Source organism: Marinobacter sp. L-46, from assembly GCF_056859535.1.
This window is the reverse complement of the sequence record NZ_JBSXOP010000047.1, coordinates 1-17,042: the sequence shown is the minus strand read 5'-3', so window position 1 is coordinate 17,042 and position 17,042 is coordinate 1. Positions and strand designations below refer to the sequence as shown.

The following is a 17,042-nucleotide window of genomic DNA, read 5'->3' as shown; positions in this document are numbered from 1 at the left end:
GACGACACTTCCTTCCCATAACAGACGGCGGAGAGACCTGCCATGGCGTGGGCAACATCGGCACCGCCACGGCTTGTTCTCTGAAAGACCGGTGCGGTCCGGAACGACCGAACGCTGTCACGAAAAATTCATCAAGTCAGCACGATGACGCCACCAGGCAATTCGGTGACCTTGGCGCCGTATGCGTCATGGATGAGTGCCACCACCGCGTCCAACTGGTCCAGCGAAAAGCGCGCCTGCACCCGGCGCGCGGCGATGGCGTCGTTCATCAGAATGATTTGCCCGGGGCGATAGCGGTTCACTTCCGCCACTACTTCGCTCAGCAACTGGTTATCGAAGATCAGCAACCGTTGGCGCCAGGCCACCACTGGTTCCAGCTCCACGCTTCGCGGGTGCCCCAGGCCAGCGTCGTCGTAGCGGATTTGCTGCCCGGCGATCAGCAGACTGCTTTGCCCCTGGCACGTCACGGTGATCCGTTCACCGAGGCAGGTCACCCATACTGCCCGCTCGTGCAAACGCACGTTGAAACGGGCCTTGCCAGCTTCAATAAGGCCGCCGCCTGCACGCACCCGCAGGGGCGCGCCGGATGCCCGACTGCTGATCTCAGCTTCGCCCGCGAGCAGGTCGAGTACAGGCGCTCCGCCCGTCCGGGCCAGATTCATGCGCGTGCGGGTATTGAGCGCCACCGTGGCCTGGTCGCCCACGGACACCTGAGTCTGTTCGCCCACGGCGGTCTGATAATCGGTGGGAAACCCGGGCACGCCGCTACCGCGCATGACCGGCCGCAACATCACGTACCCCAGGGAGGCCGCCGCCGCACCCATAAAGGCGCGCCGCCCCCAACGGCGGGAAGAGATGGGTGCCGAAGCGCTCTCCTCCCTCAGGGCGGGGCCCAATGCCGACCACAGCCCGCGCATTTCGTCGAAAACGCGCGCGTGCTCGGCACTGCGCGCCCGCCAGAGCTTGAAAGCCCGTGCGTCTTCGTCGGTGGCCTCCCCAGAGGTCAACTTGACCAGCCAGGCGCGCGCCTGCTGCTCCAAAAGTTCGCGTGAAACCGGCTCGTCCTTCGAAGAGGACATGTTCGCTCCCAAAGTCGATGGCTCTGTACTCATGACGTTGTTCCCGCACCGGGACCGAACCGCTGGATCACTTCACGGCCAACTTCCTCGCCACAAAAACGCAACGCCGCCTTGAGGTCCTTTTCCACGGTACGGGTGGACACCCCCAGGCCCGCGGCAATGTCCCGGTGCGGCTCGCCCTGCAACCGCGAGGCCATCAGAACGTGGCGCTGGCGAGCCGGTAGCTTTTTCAGTGCCTGGCGCAGAGCGTCAATATCCTGCCGCGCCGAGGTGATGGCCACCGGGTCCTGACTGGCGTCTTCCATATGAATCACGGCATCGATTTCGCTTTCCAGTAGCAGGCGGCCGCTGCCCCTGTGCCGGTCGAAGGCCTCGTTAAGCGCGGCGCGATAAAAATAGGCTGCCGGGTTGCGTACTTCCCGCGAGTCACCGATCCGCTCGATACGCAGCCAGGTTTCGTGCAAAGCGTCATCGGCAAGGTCCGCGGAACCCAACTGTTGTCGCAGGCGCCGACGCAATTGATCGTAGTAATTCAGAAAGGCGTTACGCACTTTACTACTCCCCAGAGGGTGGTCCGCTCCCTTAAAGACAATCGCGCCCGTCCTTGGCTCGCTCGATCAGCACTGTCACCGGATTGGGCAAGGCCCGATTCGGAGGTCCGGGCCGCAACTCGTGCAACAAGGCGGCGATGGCTCGGTCACGCCGAGTTTCGCCGCTGAAGCTGAGAAAGTGCAGCTTGCGGACACGGCCTTCCGGGCCGACCCAGAGCTGAAGCGCGCTGCGAAACCCGCCTGCCCGGGTCAGCGGTTGCGAGCAAAGCGCCCGATCCAGAGCACGCTGCAACCGGGCGGCGTAGGAGGCCCCGTCCAACCCCGCCCGCGACAGCGGCTGCTCCGGCAATGCCGGCAACCGCGTCAACGTAAACGCCGAGCGCCCCTGATACACCGCCTGTAGCCCGGTGCCCCTCAACAGTCGCGTCAGCGCCACCCGGGCGGCGAAACGCCCCCGCACCGCTGAGGACACACGCCCCTGGAACAATTGACTGTCCACCAGCACCGCCATTCCGGTGCGTTGGCCATAGATATCCAACGCATCCCTCAGCGGCATCGCCGGGATATCGAACCACACAGGCTGCGCAGGAGAGGTCGTAGCGGCATCGGTGGGCTGGACAAACAGCACGCAAAGCAACATACAGGCAGCCCGGACACCCGTACGCAAAAGCACGTTCATTGGCAACCCCGGTATCAGAAACGTCGAGCCTGGTCGCGGGCGCTCGCGACGAAAGGCCCTCATGATGATCGGGAATGATGACGTTTTGGTTACAGAGCCCTGACAGTCTGTCGGACGGCTAGAGGCGCCAAAGTACGCATGAAGGTGTTCTGGGATGTCTCGCCAAGCTCCGAGCATGTTTTCTCTGGTGAAACTGTTCTATAATATGAACAGTTTTGCTCTACCTCTAAAACAGAAAGCGTATAAATGCCTGCTATCAAGTCGTTCACCGCCAAAGATGTTTGTGCCGCCTTAGGAGGAATAAGCCGGTCAAGGCTTCACATGTGGGCGCAACTGCCACCATTTTGCGACAGGCCAACTCGTGAAAGGAGCGCACGACGCTTCACGAAGGCAGATTTAATTACGTTCGCGGCACTGCAAACACTAGAGGACACCCTGGGTATGAAACGCAGAGATGTCCAACGGGTCTCAGCCGCAGTCCATCGTTATGTCAGCGCACCACGTCAGGCTCCTGGAGCTGAGTTAATTTTTATTCCACAGGAAAACCTGGACGAGGGAGAGGCCGTTCATTTGCTCCGAGGCCAGAATCCCACCGGCCTGGGCTGGGTTGTCGATATGTCCAAAGAGCGAGAGCGTATCGATGGGTACCTGGGACTCGAATGTTCTCAACGAGAGCTACCCTTGATCACAAACATCGCATCAGGGCAGCAACGATGAATTTGTTACAGGAATTCGGTGCACCTAACGAGAGTTGTGTGGATCTGCACGACAACCTGGATGCTCGTTGTCTGAGGTATACAGATCTATATCGGAATCGAGAACGCCCGCTGGTTGACTATGTTGTTGAACATCAGGTCCAGGCGCTGCTATACGTCGTCGACCAAACTCATTTTCGAGATGACGTGTTACCCGTTCGCGATCTCCAAAAAATTCTTGCCATGCGGGGTGAGCCGGCTTGGTTGGGTATATTGAAACCGGGACGACTGGATATTTACGCCACCGATCTGCGCCCCTCAGAAGACACGACCCCAGTCTGGTTTTCTCGCGATTCCAACGATGCACCAAGCATTCTTCCCAGACTTGCTCAGGGTGAGGACTTCGTAGCGCCTGCTACTCTGCGCCTGCGTGATGTCCTTCTCGATTTGATGAGCGATGCAGGCGAAGCGCTGCGCGATCTTGGCGTATCAACTCACGAGGCGATAGCACTCACGGGTAGAGCACTGTTTCTACGCTACTTGATAGGTCGAAAGATTGTGCTCCCCGAGAATCTGGCCGATATCGCTCCTAGTGCCAACTCACTGAAAGAGTGCATGGGCACAGATGTAGCACTGGCAGAGACTAATCACTGGCTCGATAAAACCTTCAATGGCGACCTTCTAACTCTCCCCACTACCGATTACGCCGTTTATTTCCGCCAATTAGTTCAACAACACGGGCCAAGTGTCACTCAACCTTTGAGCGCTATAATGACCCTTGATACCGCCATTGAACCCGGCGCGTCACAACAGCGGCTCGATTGGGGGGATCTTGATTTCGATCACCTGCCGATTGGTTTGTTAAGTGAAACCTATGAAGAACTGATTCATCGGTTCGATCAATCCGCCCGTCACGCCACGAGCGTGTACTACACGCCCTATCACATTGCCGAATACATGGTGGAAGAAGCCTTCCACGCATATCCGGAGGGCTCAAACTCGAAGCTACTGGATCCTGCTTGCGGGGCCGGCGTATTTCTAGTCGCCGGACTGCGTAAGTTAGTGGAATTACGCTTTCGCGAAACTGGCAAACGACCATCGCGCCAACAAATTCGAGACATGCTTCATGAACAACTGGTTGGCTTCGATACCAATAGTCATGCCCGCACGCTTGCAGCATTAGCCCTATACCTGACGGCCCTTGAACTTGATCCACATCCCGCACCACTTGAAGAGCTGCGTTTCAAGAAACTTGAGAGCAGTGTTCTCATCAACGTTGCTGACCCGGAATCTAACAGTAACAAGCTAGTGCCTATGGCAGGCAGCTTGGGTGATCACGTGTTTGATCACTACCAGCATGCCTTTGACCTCGTCATTGGCAATCCGCCCTGGACCAGTTTAACCAAGGAGTACCGAAGCATTGAACGGATTTTTACCAAGAGGTGTAGAGAGGTAGCTGCACAACGCGGTCTGGATAAAATTGCCAAGTCTTACCATAATCCAGATGGCGTTCCCGACTTGCCCTTTGTTTGGGGGGCCATGGCTTGGGCCAAGCCGGGTGGACGCATTGCTTTGGCATTGGCAGGGCGCTGGCTGTTCAAACAATCTCAAAAGGGAGCTGCGGCTCGCAATGCGATATTCGATGCCCTGAAAATAACGGGTATCCTGAATGGTGCTGCACTGAGGCAAACCCGGGTCTGGCCAAGTGTAGATCAGCCGTTCTGCCTACTGTTTGCCGACAATGAGCTGCCAGAGCCAGATAATCAGTTTATCTTCGTTAGCCCACATTATGAACCAAACCTGAACGGTAAGGGTCTGTTGCGAGTCGATGCTAGTGACGCCACTCCGGTCGCTTTTGATCTGGTCAATGCCAATCCGGCTGCGCTAAAAACCTTGTATCGCGGCACTGTGCTGGACCTCGCCATCATAGAAAAGATTAAACAACACACAAAATGCACTGTTGGCGACTATTGGGAGGAATGCTCAGGCCTTTACAAAAGCCAAGGTTTTCAAGTGGCAGGTGGTGCCCAAGACGATAGCTTCCTTGTGGGAAAGCCAGAGTTACACGCAAATTACAACCTACAGCCTTTTTTGGTATTGGATAAAAAACTTAGTCGCTATACCCCACGAGGACTTCACCGCGCTAGGTCACCAGAAGTCTATAAGGCACCTATATTGCTGGTAAGAAAATCTTTGCGCGAAGATCGCGCTAGAGGGAGAGCACTCCTCAGTACTAGTGACATTGCATTTTCTGAATCTTATTATGGGTACTCTGCATCGGGCCATCCATTATCAGGCTTCCTTACACACTACCTGCTGGTATTGCTTCACAGTAAGCTGTTTGAGTATTTCACGTTAATGACAAGCGGAGAGTTTGGGGTTGAACGAGAAGCACAGCAAAAGTTGGATATTAACCGCCTACCCTTTATACCACCAGAGAATCTATCAACAGATCAGCGCCAATCCATCGAAACCTGCGCGCAGAGTCTGATTAGTAACCATCCCGATTGGCCGTCGCTCGATTACACCGTCGGCCAGCTCTATGGTTTGTCGACTACCGACCAGCAGGTTCTTTCGGATACTCTCATGGTAAATGCCCCCTACGCATCAGCTCGCGACAAAGGGTTGGCGAAGACCGAAGAGGAACAAGCTCAGGCTTTTATCGTTTGTTTGAAAAAAGAACTGGCTGGGGTACTTGGTGCAGGCGGCCATCAGGTGCAAGTACAATTCTTAAATAATATCAAGGCAGCCCTCCCGTGGCGCTTTATTTCCATCACATTGGAGGGGAGATCAGCACCACTTGAGCTTCCTGAAAATTGGATCCAACAAGTAAGCAGTCTCGGCGTCAGCCGAATCACTTTACTAAGTTCGACGCAGCCCAGCTTGATAGTTGGGCTCCTTAACCGTTATCGATACTGGACACAAAGCCAAGCCCGCCTGCTTGCATCAGATCTGGTCTGGGAATACGGGGCGCGTTTAGAGGAGCTCAGTCAGCAATGCGTGGATTGATGACAGGGCTGGGCACAGACGCTGAAGGTCCATGCAAAATTCCAGTATTCTTAATGGAAGTAGTTCAAAATGCGCTCGCTCACGCCTGGCGTCAACTGCTCAAGGAAGTCGCCGAAGGGCAATTCTCCATTTGCGGCGAAGAAGAAGACACCATTACTGAGCGGCTTTACATGATTCTGGATGAACTTTCCAGCAATCATCCAGAGTCTATTAAAGGGCTTTCACTTTTTCAGACCCCTGTTCGAGAGGGTAACCTGCGAAATCGAACAGGAACCAGGCTCGATTGCCAGCCCGATCTCACATTCCGTCCGCTTCGGGGTCAATTGGTCACCAGAAGCAATGCGATGGCAGCAATACTAGTCGAATGCAAACCCATCGATTCCGCACACCCTATCGGCAGTTCCTACTGTAAGGCGGGCATAAGCCGGTTTGTTAAAGAAGATTATGCTTGGGCAGTAGACCGCGCTCTTATGTTGGGATATGTTCGCAACATCTGTGATCTGCCTAATGGCCTTGCTTATGTACTAGACGGTGCTACGGGGCAAAAGGAGTACCGCGTCAAGAACAGTGTAGCCTCACTTGGCCAGACCATTTATGGTGACGGTGTATATTCGAGCGTGCACTATCGCGGCTCTAACGCAAGCCGCCAAACTTCTAACCTGCCGATTGCCTTACATCACCTATGGTTGAAGACTGAAGAGCCCTGTGAGAACACCCATTGTAAAACATCAACATGAAACCCCAAGGGTATGCGCACAATTTCCTGCATAGAACACCAGAGCCTCTGACGGAACTTACGGGTGGCATACTGGCTTCCCTGATCCGAGTGGAACATGACTTTCTCCGGTCGACCACGCTGCTCCCAGGCGTGATCCAGAGCCTTTACAGTCAGATCCGCATCCGGCCTGGATGACATCGCCCAACCAACAACGCGGCGGGCATACAGGTCTAGCACGACAGCCAGATAACTCCACCGCTGGCCGCTCCAGATATAGGTGATGTCACCACACCAGACCTGGTCGGGCTGCTCTACCGCAAACTCACGATCCAGGTGGTTCGGGATATCCGGTCGCTCAACGGTGGCCTGCTTGTATGCGTGAGGGCCTGGCTGCTTACAGATCAGGCCCAGTTCGCTCATCAGACGTCGAACCTTGAAGCGACCGACGACAACACCTTCCTCGCTGAGCAAGCCTTTGATTGTCCGGCTGCCGGCAGAGCTGCGGCTCTTGGTAAACAGGCGGTTTACCTGAGCCTTCAGGGCCAGACGCTCCGCATCCACATGGTTCCGCCGTTGGCGGTATTCGTAGTAGCTGGAACAGCTTATATCGAACGCAGTGCAGACCATTTCAACAGGCATTCGCTCACTCAACTGGTCTATCAGCGCGTACGATTCATGTCGTCCGACATCAAGAGAGCGGTGGCCTTTTTTAGTATGTCTTTCTCCATTTCAAGCCCCTTGCAGCGGGCCTCCAGCTCCTGGATCCGTCGCTGTTCGGGTGTCAACGCCTTGCCCTTTGGCGTGACGCCGTCACGCTCCTCGGCCAGTTGGTTAACCCAGCGCCGAATAGCGCTTTCACCGACTCCCAGGGACACACTCGCCTGCGGAATCGTGTAGCCTTGATCCAGCACCAGGCCGGCTGCTTCCTGCTTGAACTCAGGAGAAAAAGAACGTCGCTTTCTGGTCATCAGACACCTCGTTTATGGCGGCGATATTACCACCTACGTTGGTGTCCGGAATCATTGAACCACTACAAATTGCATTTGTAACCATTCCTCGCTTTCAAGATCTGGCAGCTTTCCTCCATATTGCAATCCGTCATCATACGCAGATCATCTTTCAGATAGATCAGAACTGGCTTCTCCTTTGTTTATAAGGGCTGATTTCTTTCGTCCATGAAATCCTCAGAGACACCTTCTTCCGAGTCGAAGAACTCGTCCCAAACTCTGTCAAAAGGCCGCTCATACCGTTTCACGGAGCCCTTCAGGCGTTCCTGCGGATCGAGTTCCTGAGGAAGCGGGTTGGCCAATTCATCCCCATGGACAGTGTCTTCATTCAAATCCTTCAACAGCTCTCGCTCATTGAAGCGCTTTTTCATATCTATCCTCCACAGTAAGCACTTGGCACACCACTTCATGTAACCCAGATACTCATCCTATACCAAACCAACCTGCCTTTCTTGAGACAGGTTTCGATACTTAGGCAAAGGATATACGCAGTGCTATAACATACACCCAGAACGCATGTAGGCTGACTAAAGAACCCAATGCCAGGCCAGACCTTCGATCCCTGACGCGGGTTATACTGAATTCATCAACTTTGTTTTGAGGTCATCACCATGCATCACATAATTGTGGCTGCCGCAGCACTGATTGTTGTCGGCATCACCAGAACGGTGCTGTACGCTATCGCATCCCGACATGACAAATCCAACGCTGATTAAGTCTGTAGCCACAGGCATCTATAAATTTATGCCTATCGGAGTGATATGAAAGCCATCGTTAAACTGCATGACCGCGTCGCCGGCATACTCGAACGCACAGGCAACATGGTGTCGTTTCAGTACGACCGGGACTATGTCAGGAACGGCCTCCCCATACTCTCTTTGAGCCTTCCTCTGCGGGAAGAGCCGTATGTCACAGAGGGTGGGCTACCGCCCTATTTCAGTGGGTTGTGCAGTGAGGGATGGCTACGGCATACGCAATGTTTTCAGCAGGGAATCCATCCGGATGATGAGTTCACTCTGCTGGTCAACAATGGGCGGGATATGACAGGGGCAGTAACCATCGAACCTATGGAGTAGCACTAAGCCAGGATTGGGCTAATGTACCTAGGGCAACTGAGTAGTATGTAAATCAGCAAGTACAGAATAGAGCCGGCCCATCCAATGGCTCAATGTAGCGGTGTCTTTTCGGCCCAGTCTTGATTGGATGTTTTGTTGATGAGGAACTCGACGAAACCCGGCAGGAAAGTCCTTTTCAAGCCTCTTATTGGTGGGCCAACGTAAGGAAGTCTTCACCAACGACCAGCCCATAGTCGAAAGCTTTGAGTGCCAATCGTATTTTTCAGATGGTTGCTTCAGAAGCAGTGTCGAGAGTCTTGCTTCAGAGTCTACGGTATCAACCTCCACCAATGCATAATTCTGGTTTTGATATCTGAACACACGGTAAAGCAAGTATCTTGGGTTACCATCTGGCAGTCGATGTTTCGAGTGTCCTTTCAACGCCGGTAGCGGAATCATTTCTTCAGCCACGATTCGGCAACCTTTGATTTCCAATAGGTTGCTCATGGCAATAAATGCTTCAAATTTGCGGGTGAATAGATGTGAATCGTCACTTTGGTCATCAATGCCATCAGGAACGCCGACTGGTATCTCTCCCCGAACGGTTGGCTCATCAGTACTGACATCCGTTTGGCTATTGGTCGAATCATCAAGGCCTTCCTCTGATTGTCCCTTACTGGAGCCAGACCGGCGTCTGCCATCCGAAGACTTGCGGGTAGTATAAGCAGGTTCGGAGAACTCCAATTCTACTTCTGGGACGTCCAGAACATACTCATCTGCATCCGTGGTTGGCATCTCGTCATCATTAATCTCAGGCGGGCCATCCGATCTCCTCCTTTCTATAGAATTTCCTTTTTTCCCTGTTTTTTGCTCAGTGAATTTCGGATCAATGAACTCAATCTCTCTCGGGATCTGGCTACTCAGGTTTGTAAGGCTGTGGATTTCATACACGAAGAAAAGCTCGGATTCTTTGACGTACTGACCTCGCACCTTCATTTTCACCTTTTCCAAAGGAGGAGGATCAAAACGGAACGGCCAGTACCGGCGCCCATTCCTAATCTCGCCCTCTGTCAGCTGGTATTGGGCGATGCTTTGAAACGAGTTCCGGACCTCTTTATTCAACAACAGCCACGCCAGAATTCTGCGTTGGCTGGGGTTACCTCGCACTACCATGGGCAGAGAACTACTTGGCAAGATATGTATCTCTGCCCTATTCGGGTTCTCACCCATCTGAACGTCGAACTCCTCGCCTAGTCCATTTGAATTCAATGCCAGGCGGGTCAGATAGGCCGAATGGAAAAAAAGAGCCCGGGCCAGTTCTATTTGTGGCAGGAAAAACTGTGTATCGCCGGCTTTAAAGCTAAAACACCATTGTTGCCGGTCTCCCTGCCTACGAATGTTGACTATTGGACAGTCGGCTATCCGGCAATGTGACCAGGTGCTGGTACTGTTTATCTTTAAGCCCTTTTCATAACCGGCGACCTTGGAGGCTCCGGCGTGTGTCACATTTAATACACGTCGCCTCGGTATCAGACCCAGCTGCGATATGCCAAACTTTTCCTTGTCTTGGGCCGGATCCAGCTTCACCTCGATGTACCAGTTTGGATTTCGCAGATCACGAACCATTGAGCCGATTTCTTTAACCTGGCTATTGTCCTTGATTCCCCTGAACGTTGGTGTCTTCTTCGTTTTCTTCGAGGCCATGCAGGTATTTCCGTGCTTGGTCTGTAAGTCGTGTTTCACTTAGCCCGGCGATACGGATCAAACGCCAACGTGGTGGGTACTGAAACTCCTGCTTTAATTCCCACCAAGCATTTCTCAGCCGCCGTACCTGGTATTCGGGAACGCTTTCGGTATAACGTGCCAGCAGTCGACGGGTTCGCGGCAACCGATTGAGTGCCTTTTCCAGCGTGGAGAGCTTACCCAGTTGTTTCAGCAAATACGTTTGTGAATGCCGGGGGCCGCGTGGGGCCGCACGCAAAAACCTGAGAATTTCCCGCAGTTTGGTTAAATAATGCCGGTCCCGCTGCCGCCAATCAATTCTCGGTTTTCTTTTAAGAACCTGTGTTCGTGGTTGAGCTTGATTGACCTGCTTCAGCCACAATCGATCGTACCGATACAACCGGGCGTAAAGTGCCGGGGCCGCCACACGGGCCTTTTTCGGTGACCGGTCTGCCAGCATTTTAATCCAGTCGTTCTGATCTGGCGTCAAACCATCTTTAGACCCAATGTGTGCCTTTCCGGTTGACTCTAATGATTCTGGAGGTACGGGCAAGGGCAACTCTCTGACACCCTCAATAACATCGGTAATAGACCAGCACTCAGGGATCAACGCTTGGTGAACAACGATGTGCTGCAGATAGCTAAAGGATTTCCGGTGCTTCCGGAAAATCGCTCGTAGCCAGCAGTAATCCGAATTCCGATCTATCCCCAAACCATATCGGCGCAAAAACCTCGCAGGCCAGTGATCTGAAACAGACTTGGCAATGGCGGCATGGTCAATGTGAGCCTGGCCGCGAATAAAACCAGACTGTTGAGCCAATCGGTGGTAGTGAGAAGACCACTGGTCATAACTCGGTGAAATGGCCGGTCGCTGTTCCAATAGCTCCCTAACCTGAGTCAGAACCATCTTTGATTCGTTACGAGCAGGTTTTTGAGGGAATATCGGACAAGTGGCTGGCGAAGCGTCATGGTAGCGGTGCTGATCGACTAAGGGGCGGGTAATGGCCGTATGTAAGAGTTCGCCGTGCTTCTCACAACAGTCCACTCCGGCTATCTGCCACTCCCGCTTCCAGAAATACTCTCCATAGGTACGTTGTTGCTCTTTGAGGCACCCGGGACAATATCGAACACGGCCAGGCACTTTTACAAGCGATGCAGCGACACCCATCGCCAGGTGGGCCGCACCTCGAGATTTTCCAGCCATCCATGCCAGGCACCGTTTTCGGCGTTCTTCCGGGATAAACGGGGCATACAAGGGGAATAGCGTGTGGCAGTAGGCTATCACTTCAACGCTATAATCAGGGGGCAGCCACCGAGAAATCCTCGACAATTGATTGGGCAAATCCAGCGTTGCAATAACATTGCGGTTGCCATAAATTTCGGTCAGTAATTCCTTGGGGCTGGCAATTCCTTTCCGAATACCTGCCCTGGCCACGGTGCTATATATCAGCTCTTCAGGGTACGGAATCGGGAAGTTCAACATGGCAGCTATGCCTGGTTACCAGAACCGAGCCACTCGTCGCTGTTAAAAACCAGACCCGATTGACGCGCGGCATCCAGCATTTCGTCCTCGTTTGCCGCCTGGGAGTGCAGAAATCGCAAATCGTCTGACTCAAGGGTGTGCCATTCTTTCACTTTAATCGATTTGATTTTTCGCTTTCCCGTCACCGGTAGCGTCTTTTCGGAAGAATGGTACCAGTCAAGAATGATGGGCATCAGGTATTTCAGCTGTAAGTCAGGGTACTCCTCGAACGCTCGTTGAATTAACGGCTCCAAAAGGTCTGATTCATGGCCCATATCGACCAGCAGGTTGTGCAGCCGAATTGCCTGATCGTTGCCGTTGTACTGAACGGATTTCCGGATCTGGTCTTTACTTGATTCCAAGAGGGCACTGAGTTCCAGAATCTTCTTATCCACATCAGGGATCGTGAGGTCTGAGTATTGGGCTATCTTGCTCGGGTCTCCGGAACGCAGAGCTTCCATCATCGGGTGTATCGGCTTCAGTTCGTCGTGATAAACCTTTTTCATGATATTGGGCGTGATTCGTTCCGTGCCTGTTACAACCGCCCGTATCTGGGACAACACGAACAACTTGATGACGACATCCATGATGCCCTGAGACAGATCAAACCAAAGATCCCTCAAATCATCCGAGATAGTATCACTGGCCTTTTTCAGCCACTGGTATCTCCAGAGCTTTTTTGTGAATGCGCCCCATTCGGTTTTATTTATGTTTTCTTCAGGCGCAGGCTGGCGCAAGGGTTCCCATAATATTGATCCAAATCCTGCCCCTCGCCGAGCAGACCTCAGGTCTGTTTCAAAGACCGGTCGAGCCTTCGGTGTACCGACCATTACCACCGGTACAGAAATCTCGTTTACCAACGTTACGAAGAAGTTCAGCATTTTCTCCGCACCGCCGGAGGCACGAACATTCAAGTGCTGAATTTCATCAATGACCAGTAGGCCAATAGCATAGGTGTTTGCCAGCTGCGACATCAACGCAATCATTGTTTCTACGCCGTGGCGTTTTTCGCCATAGCGCCGGACATAATCTGTCCCAAGGATGGAATCAATTTCCCGGAAAAAGTTATGGCACAGGCTCTTGAGAGCACCGTCGTGGGGGCAGTCGATTTTCAGGAAAACAATCTGTGTGAAATTGTGTTCCGGGTGGTGAATCATCTGCGGATACGTTGCCAGAATACGGTTTAGAGAGCTCGTTTTCCCGGAACCTGAGCACCCGATAAACACCAGGCTTTTCGCAGTCGACTCCACGTGATCAAAGCGAAATGCCTTCAAGTCTCCGCTCTTGATTCGCTCATATCCGTTTTGTAGGTGGGCCGAAAGCTCACCAGTGGCAATATTGCGCCCCACATATCCCTGACGCAGCATGATCGAGATTTTTGATTCAAGCTCGATGTGGCGCGCCAACGGCTGAAAAAAACCGTCCAGAAGCTGGGCGATAATGTGCACTCGTGTCTGGCCGTCCAGATATACTTCTGTCGGTCGAAGCTCCATAGCCTCACTGAGCCCCGCTATGAGCTGTTTACGGTCTGGTATTGGCGGTAAAGCCTCAATCAATGGATTGCCATGATATGACGGTATCCCGGTGTCCTGGTAAACGGCCCTCACCATGCCTGAAGGTAAAGTCATTCATCGTCTCCAAACAGCTCATCCAAAAAATCCGGGAAGGCGCCATCGTCGGGCTTGCCATGTAGGTAGGTTACATCAGATTTCGGTTTACTAGTGTCAGGTTGCCGCGCCTTCGTTTGTTCAGCTCTTTGAGCATCTCGCTCTTGCTTGCGATTATCACGTATGCCTCGGACTGTCGCGGCTTTCGATTGCTGTTTATTGATGGCGGGGCGCGAACGCTCAGCGTTTTTGATAGTGTTGCTGACCAGATTTTCCAACTCCCGTTTGCTGGTTGTCTCGGCCACTTTGGCAACGCTCATCGCTTTTCGTTGTTCTTCCTGACTGGCCCATAACTCCCACATAGACTTGCCGCGAAACTGGCGCGAACGATCTGTTAGAGAACACACCCAGTATTCCGAACCGTCTTTTTCCGGGAACAGATAAATATAATCAGCTACTGCAGGATCATAAGCTGCCTGGAGGCCGGTGACTCTGCGATCTCCGTTCCTGTGCAGCCAGCCAGATGCTAATAACTCCTTAGACGTGTAATAAGCACCAAAACAGCTAACCCCCAAATCAGAAAGGTGAACTTTTTGGCGTGGCAACAAAGCAATGCGCAAGGCTTGCTCCGATACGTTCTTCAAGCGACCGGTTCGATTCTGTATACCCCAATTCCAGATGTTGAGAGGGGTTAACGCCATATCGTTTGGCATGTCCGGATCGCGGTCGTACTTTGACAGCACGGCATATTGGTTCCGGTGAAGGATCGAGGCGAGCATAATTTGGGTGAAATCATCCAGCGTGAGTGTTGCATCAAGCCTGTAGTCCTTTCCCCCCTGTTTTCTGACTTTTGTCCCTGTCACGACACCCGGCGTAAACGGTTTGAATTCTGCTTGCAGGGTTCGGAAATAACGCTCAACTATCCCTTTCGCATCTCCGCGATATGGAGGTGCAGTTTCAATACGCACGCCAAACGCTTTCTCCAGGGATTCAATCTGATGCCCTAGTAATTCCCCACGGTCCGCAAGGATGGCATTTGGGATCCCAACGGTTGGCCACTGCTCTTGCGTAATCTCCAGATCATAATGGGCGCAGAGTTCAATCTTGTCTGACATGGAGGTAGTCAGAGCACTCATGGCTGTGACATAGGATGGATTTTCCAACCCTATGTAAAAGCCCGCTACCATGCGACTAAAGACATCAACCACCACATACAGAGTCGGACGACCGATGATCCGTTGCCGGTCTGCCGATAGCAGGTAAACATCAGCAATCGTTGCATCAATTTCATATCTTGAGCCTGGGCCCAGCACTCCTGCTGTGGCGGTCCCTGTTAACGGTCTTGTATCTTTCTGGTAGGAAATTCTGTTTGCTCTTAAGCGAATCCGATCGGCGTTTTCATATTCTCTGCGGTAGAAATATCTGATTTGATCAAGTGTTGGATAATCTTCTGGCCGTACATCGGGATTAGCAGCCTCGAACATGTCGATGAATCGTCGATGGGCATACGGCAGGCTATAGCCCTTGTCGTTCACGTAGTAGCGATCAAGTATCAGACGAAACATCTTTCCGATGGCGCCATCGACGGTAATCCCGGTACCCGGCGAAATTTTCCGGGGTCGACCCAATTTCTTCCTGGATACTTTTCTCTGGCCCTTTCCTCCGGACTTTCGGTAATCAGGCAACAAGGCATTAGGCACCGCTCCTCTCTGCCAAAACTGACGGAGGTTTTTATAAAGCGATTTTCTGGGTTTGTCGGTTTCGTCACTACGAGACTGGACTAACCGGCCCCTGCCACTGCGGTAATAAATTTCTTCATCAACAATCAAAGGCGCTATTAACTCATACCGCTGGTCCCGAATCACTTGGGCTTTACTGCCCTGTTCAACGGCTAGCGAGGCGAGCTCCGAGTAGGGATCTTCTACCCGGCGAAGTGATTCATCCAATATCCATTGCTCGATCTCTGTGGCTTTGACTAGCTCAGGCCACGCTTTATCTGAGTCAATATTCATCCAGATAGCGTGTTGGCCCACCAATGCCAATATGCGATACCGCTCCTGCCCGAGCTTGAAGACGTCATTGATTCGCAGCATAACCCGCCCTCAGTAACCCTATATCCTCTACTACATGCAGGTCTCGTGATACCAGCTTGTTCCACGGGATGGAGATATCGAACGTTAATACTCTCAAAGCTGCCATCGCCCGTAACCTAGCCAGCGATGTGCCTGGCTCAAGTGAGTAAGAGTGGTCAATCAGCATTCCAATATCCGGGAGTCTGGTATTAGGGTTATCTGCCAACGTACTTACATAGATCGGCAAACTCTGAAATAGGACCTCCAGGCTCTCATCTTGCACTCGCGCCGAATAAAGCAGATCAAGATTCGCCATTACAGTGGAGGGCATCTGCTTCTCGGTTATCAGATACCAGGGGATACCTTTAAGCTTCCAATACCGACGCTCAATTTCCAGTTTTTCTACTGTTCGTGGATCCATTAGGTCGGATGAGACTTTCACCTGGATGGCCATGCTCTGTGGCCCAGTCGACGTGGATAGGTCGACAAAAAAATCGCTGGACATGATCTGGTGGTATCCGCTTGCTGCGGGATGAGGAATTTTCGCTTGTTCAGCCAGTGAGAGAGTGTCTTCTATTCTTAGCGGAAACTGCTCACGGATATCGATGACATCCGGGTTCCACTCAATTAACAAAAAAGCCGCAAGTTCTGTGTCAGAAAAGAAATGATGGGTTCGCCCTGTCAGGTGGCCCATCACCCGGTGCGAACGCCCCTCGGAGGGTAGGTCTCTGACGGTGAGCCATGGATGGTAGTCTTTACCATTACCTTTGCCACGGTTTTCCTTGATCCACTTTTCAGTTTTTTTGTCGAGTTTGTAGTTGGCCATTCCCGAGAGCTCCATAGGAGAATAGCCAAACTTTGCCACACCGACCGTCTGTTACCAACTTTATTCCAAAGTTACCAACTCTTTTACCTTGTTACCAACTTTATTACCATCTCACAAAAACATTTGGTATAAAAGGAAAAAGGTTGTAAAAGCAGCCGCTCCTCGGTAGCAAACCCACCCGGAGGGTCCTTATCCACCTCCAGCTTGATCTTGAGAGTTTTCCGCCCCTTAACGGCGAGGTCATACAAACTTGACGTTTTCTTCAGAAAAGCAGACTCAATCGTGCTGCGAACCCTTTTTTCTTTAGCCGTTAGCGTCACCTCAAAACCAAACGCGGAAAACTCATCCTGAATAGCCCGGGAGTTATGGTGATTTCTGGTGTATGGAAGCAGGCTGAAGGGGTGGCGTATCCTGTTGGTTGATCACCGCCAAGATCACAACCAACAGAGGAATGATACGCCATGTCCGAGTCTAACCTGCATGCTCTTTCACAACCAGAG

General features: G+C 52.5%; 12 protein-coding genes and 1 pseudogene. 3 read left to right on the top strand and 10 right to left on the bottom strand.

Annotated features, from left to right (window positions below):
- Positions 1-131: 131 nt before the first annotated feature.
- The 3 genes from AC13DJ_RS05925 to AC13DJ_RS05915 are packed head-to-tail and all read right to left on the bottom strand — an operon-like array spanning position 132 to position 2,309.
- Positions 132-1,079, bottom strand: coding sequence for a FecR family protein (locus AC13DJ_RS05925; RefSeq protein ID WP_482933004.1), 948 nt, complete (start codon positions 1,077-1,079; stop codon positions 132-134).
- A 29-nt stretch (positions 1,080-1,108) separates the two neighbouring features.
- On the bottom strand, positions 1,109-1,630 hold the full coding sequence (locus tag AC13DJ_RS05920; protein ID WP_278350826.1) for an RNA polymerase sigma factor: 522 nt from the start codon (positions 1,628-1,630) through the stop codon (positions 1,109-1,111).
- Between the two features lie 31 nt (positions 1,631-1,661).
- Entirely contained in the window at positions 1,662-2,309 is a 648-nt protein-coding gene (locus AC13DJ_RS05915; protein ID WP_278350825.1) for an STN domain-containing protein, read from the bottom strand.
- Between the two features lie 755 nt (positions 2,310-3,064).
- On the opposite strand from AC13DJ_RS05915, the gene AC13DJ_RS05910 reads away from it, so the two are divergent.
- Positions 3,065-6,013 carry an HsdM family class I SAM-dependent methyltransferase gene (locus AC13DJ_RS05910; RefSeq protein ID WP_482933005.1) on the top strand — a complete coding sequence of 983 codons (2,949 nt, stop codon included), beginning with the start codon at positions 3,065-3,067 and terminating at the stop codon, positions 6,011-6,013.
- A complete protein-coding gene (locus AC13DJ_RS05905; RefSeq protein WP_278350823.1) occupies positions 6,001-6,750 on the top strand; it encodes a hypothetical protein in 750 nt (249 codons plus the stop codon). Before AC13DJ_RS05910 ends, AC13DJ_RS05905 begins: the two co-directional genes overlap by 13 nt.
- 38 nt (positions 6,751-6,788) lie before the next feature.
- Here the strand turns inward: AC13DJ_RS05905 and AC13DJ_RS05900 are convergent.
- Together AC13DJ_RS05900 and AC13DJ_RS05895 are read right to left on the bottom strand one after the other, a co-directional pair.
- Positions 6,789-7,699 (bottom strand): annotated as a pseudogene (locus tag AC13DJ_RS05900) (IS3 family transposase); the annotation flags it as partial.
- 182 nt (positions 7,700-7,881) lie between these two features.
- Positions 7,882-8,109 carry an AbrB/MazE/SpoVT family DNA-binding domain-containing protein gene (locus AC13DJ_RS05895; RefSeq protein WP_278351417.1) on the bottom strand — a complete coding sequence of 76 codons (228 nt, stop codon included), beginning with the start codon at positions 8,107-8,109 and terminating at the stop codon, positions 7,882-7,884.
- Positions 8,110-8,499: 390 nt separating this feature from the next.
- Between AC13DJ_RS05895 and AC13DJ_RS05890 the strand changes: the two genes are divergently transcribed.
- Complete coding sequence (locus tag AC13DJ_RS05890; protein WP_023008480.1) at positions 8,500-8,814, top strand: HipA N-terminal domain-containing protein; 315 nt, start codon at positions 8,500-8,502, stop codon at positions 8,812-8,814.
- Between the two features lie 27 nt (positions 8,815-8,841).
- Here the strand turns inward: AC13DJ_RS05890 and AC13DJ_RS05885 are convergent, their stop codons facing one another.
- Genes AC13DJ_RS05885 through AC13DJ_RS05865 form a run of 5 tightly spaced genes read right to left on the bottom strand, consistent with a single transcriptional unit; the run spans position 8,842 to position 16,542 of the window.
- Entirely contained in the window at positions 8,842-10,497 is a 1,656-nt protein-coding gene (locus AC13DJ_RS05885) for a Tn7-like element transposition protein TnsE (RefSeq protein ID WP_278351416.1), read from the bottom strand.
- Positions 10,442-11,998: a TnsD family Tn7-like transposition protein gene (locus AC13DJ_RS05880; protein WP_023008482.1), complete on the bottom strand. Its 1,557-nt coding sequence runs from the start codon at positions 11,996-11,998 to the stop codon at positions 10,442-10,444. Before AC13DJ_RS05880 ends, AC13DJ_RS05885 begins: the two co-directional genes overlap by 56 nt.
- A 5-nt stretch (positions 11,999-12,003) precedes the next feature.
- A complete protein-coding gene (locus AC13DJ_RS05875; RefSeq protein ID WP_278351415.1) occupies positions 12,004-13,665 on the bottom strand; it encodes an AAA family ATPase in 1,662 nt (553 codons plus the stop codon).
- Complete coding sequence (locus AC13DJ_RS05870; RefSeq protein ID WP_482933006.1) at positions 13,662-15,737, bottom strand: integrase catalytic domain-containing protein; 2,076 nt, start codon at positions 15,735-15,737, stop codon at positions 13,662-13,664. Before AC13DJ_RS05870 ends, AC13DJ_RS05875 begins: the two co-directional genes overlap by 4 nt.
- Positions 15,721-16,542, bottom strand: a complete 822-nt coding sequence (locus AC13DJ_RS05865) for a TnsA endonuclease N-terminal domain-containing protein (protein ID WP_278351413.1) — start codon at positions 16,540-16,542, stop codon at positions 15,721-15,723. Before AC13DJ_RS05865 ends, AC13DJ_RS05870 begins: the two co-directional genes overlap by 17 nt.
- Positions 16,543-17,042: the final 500 nt, after the last annotated feature.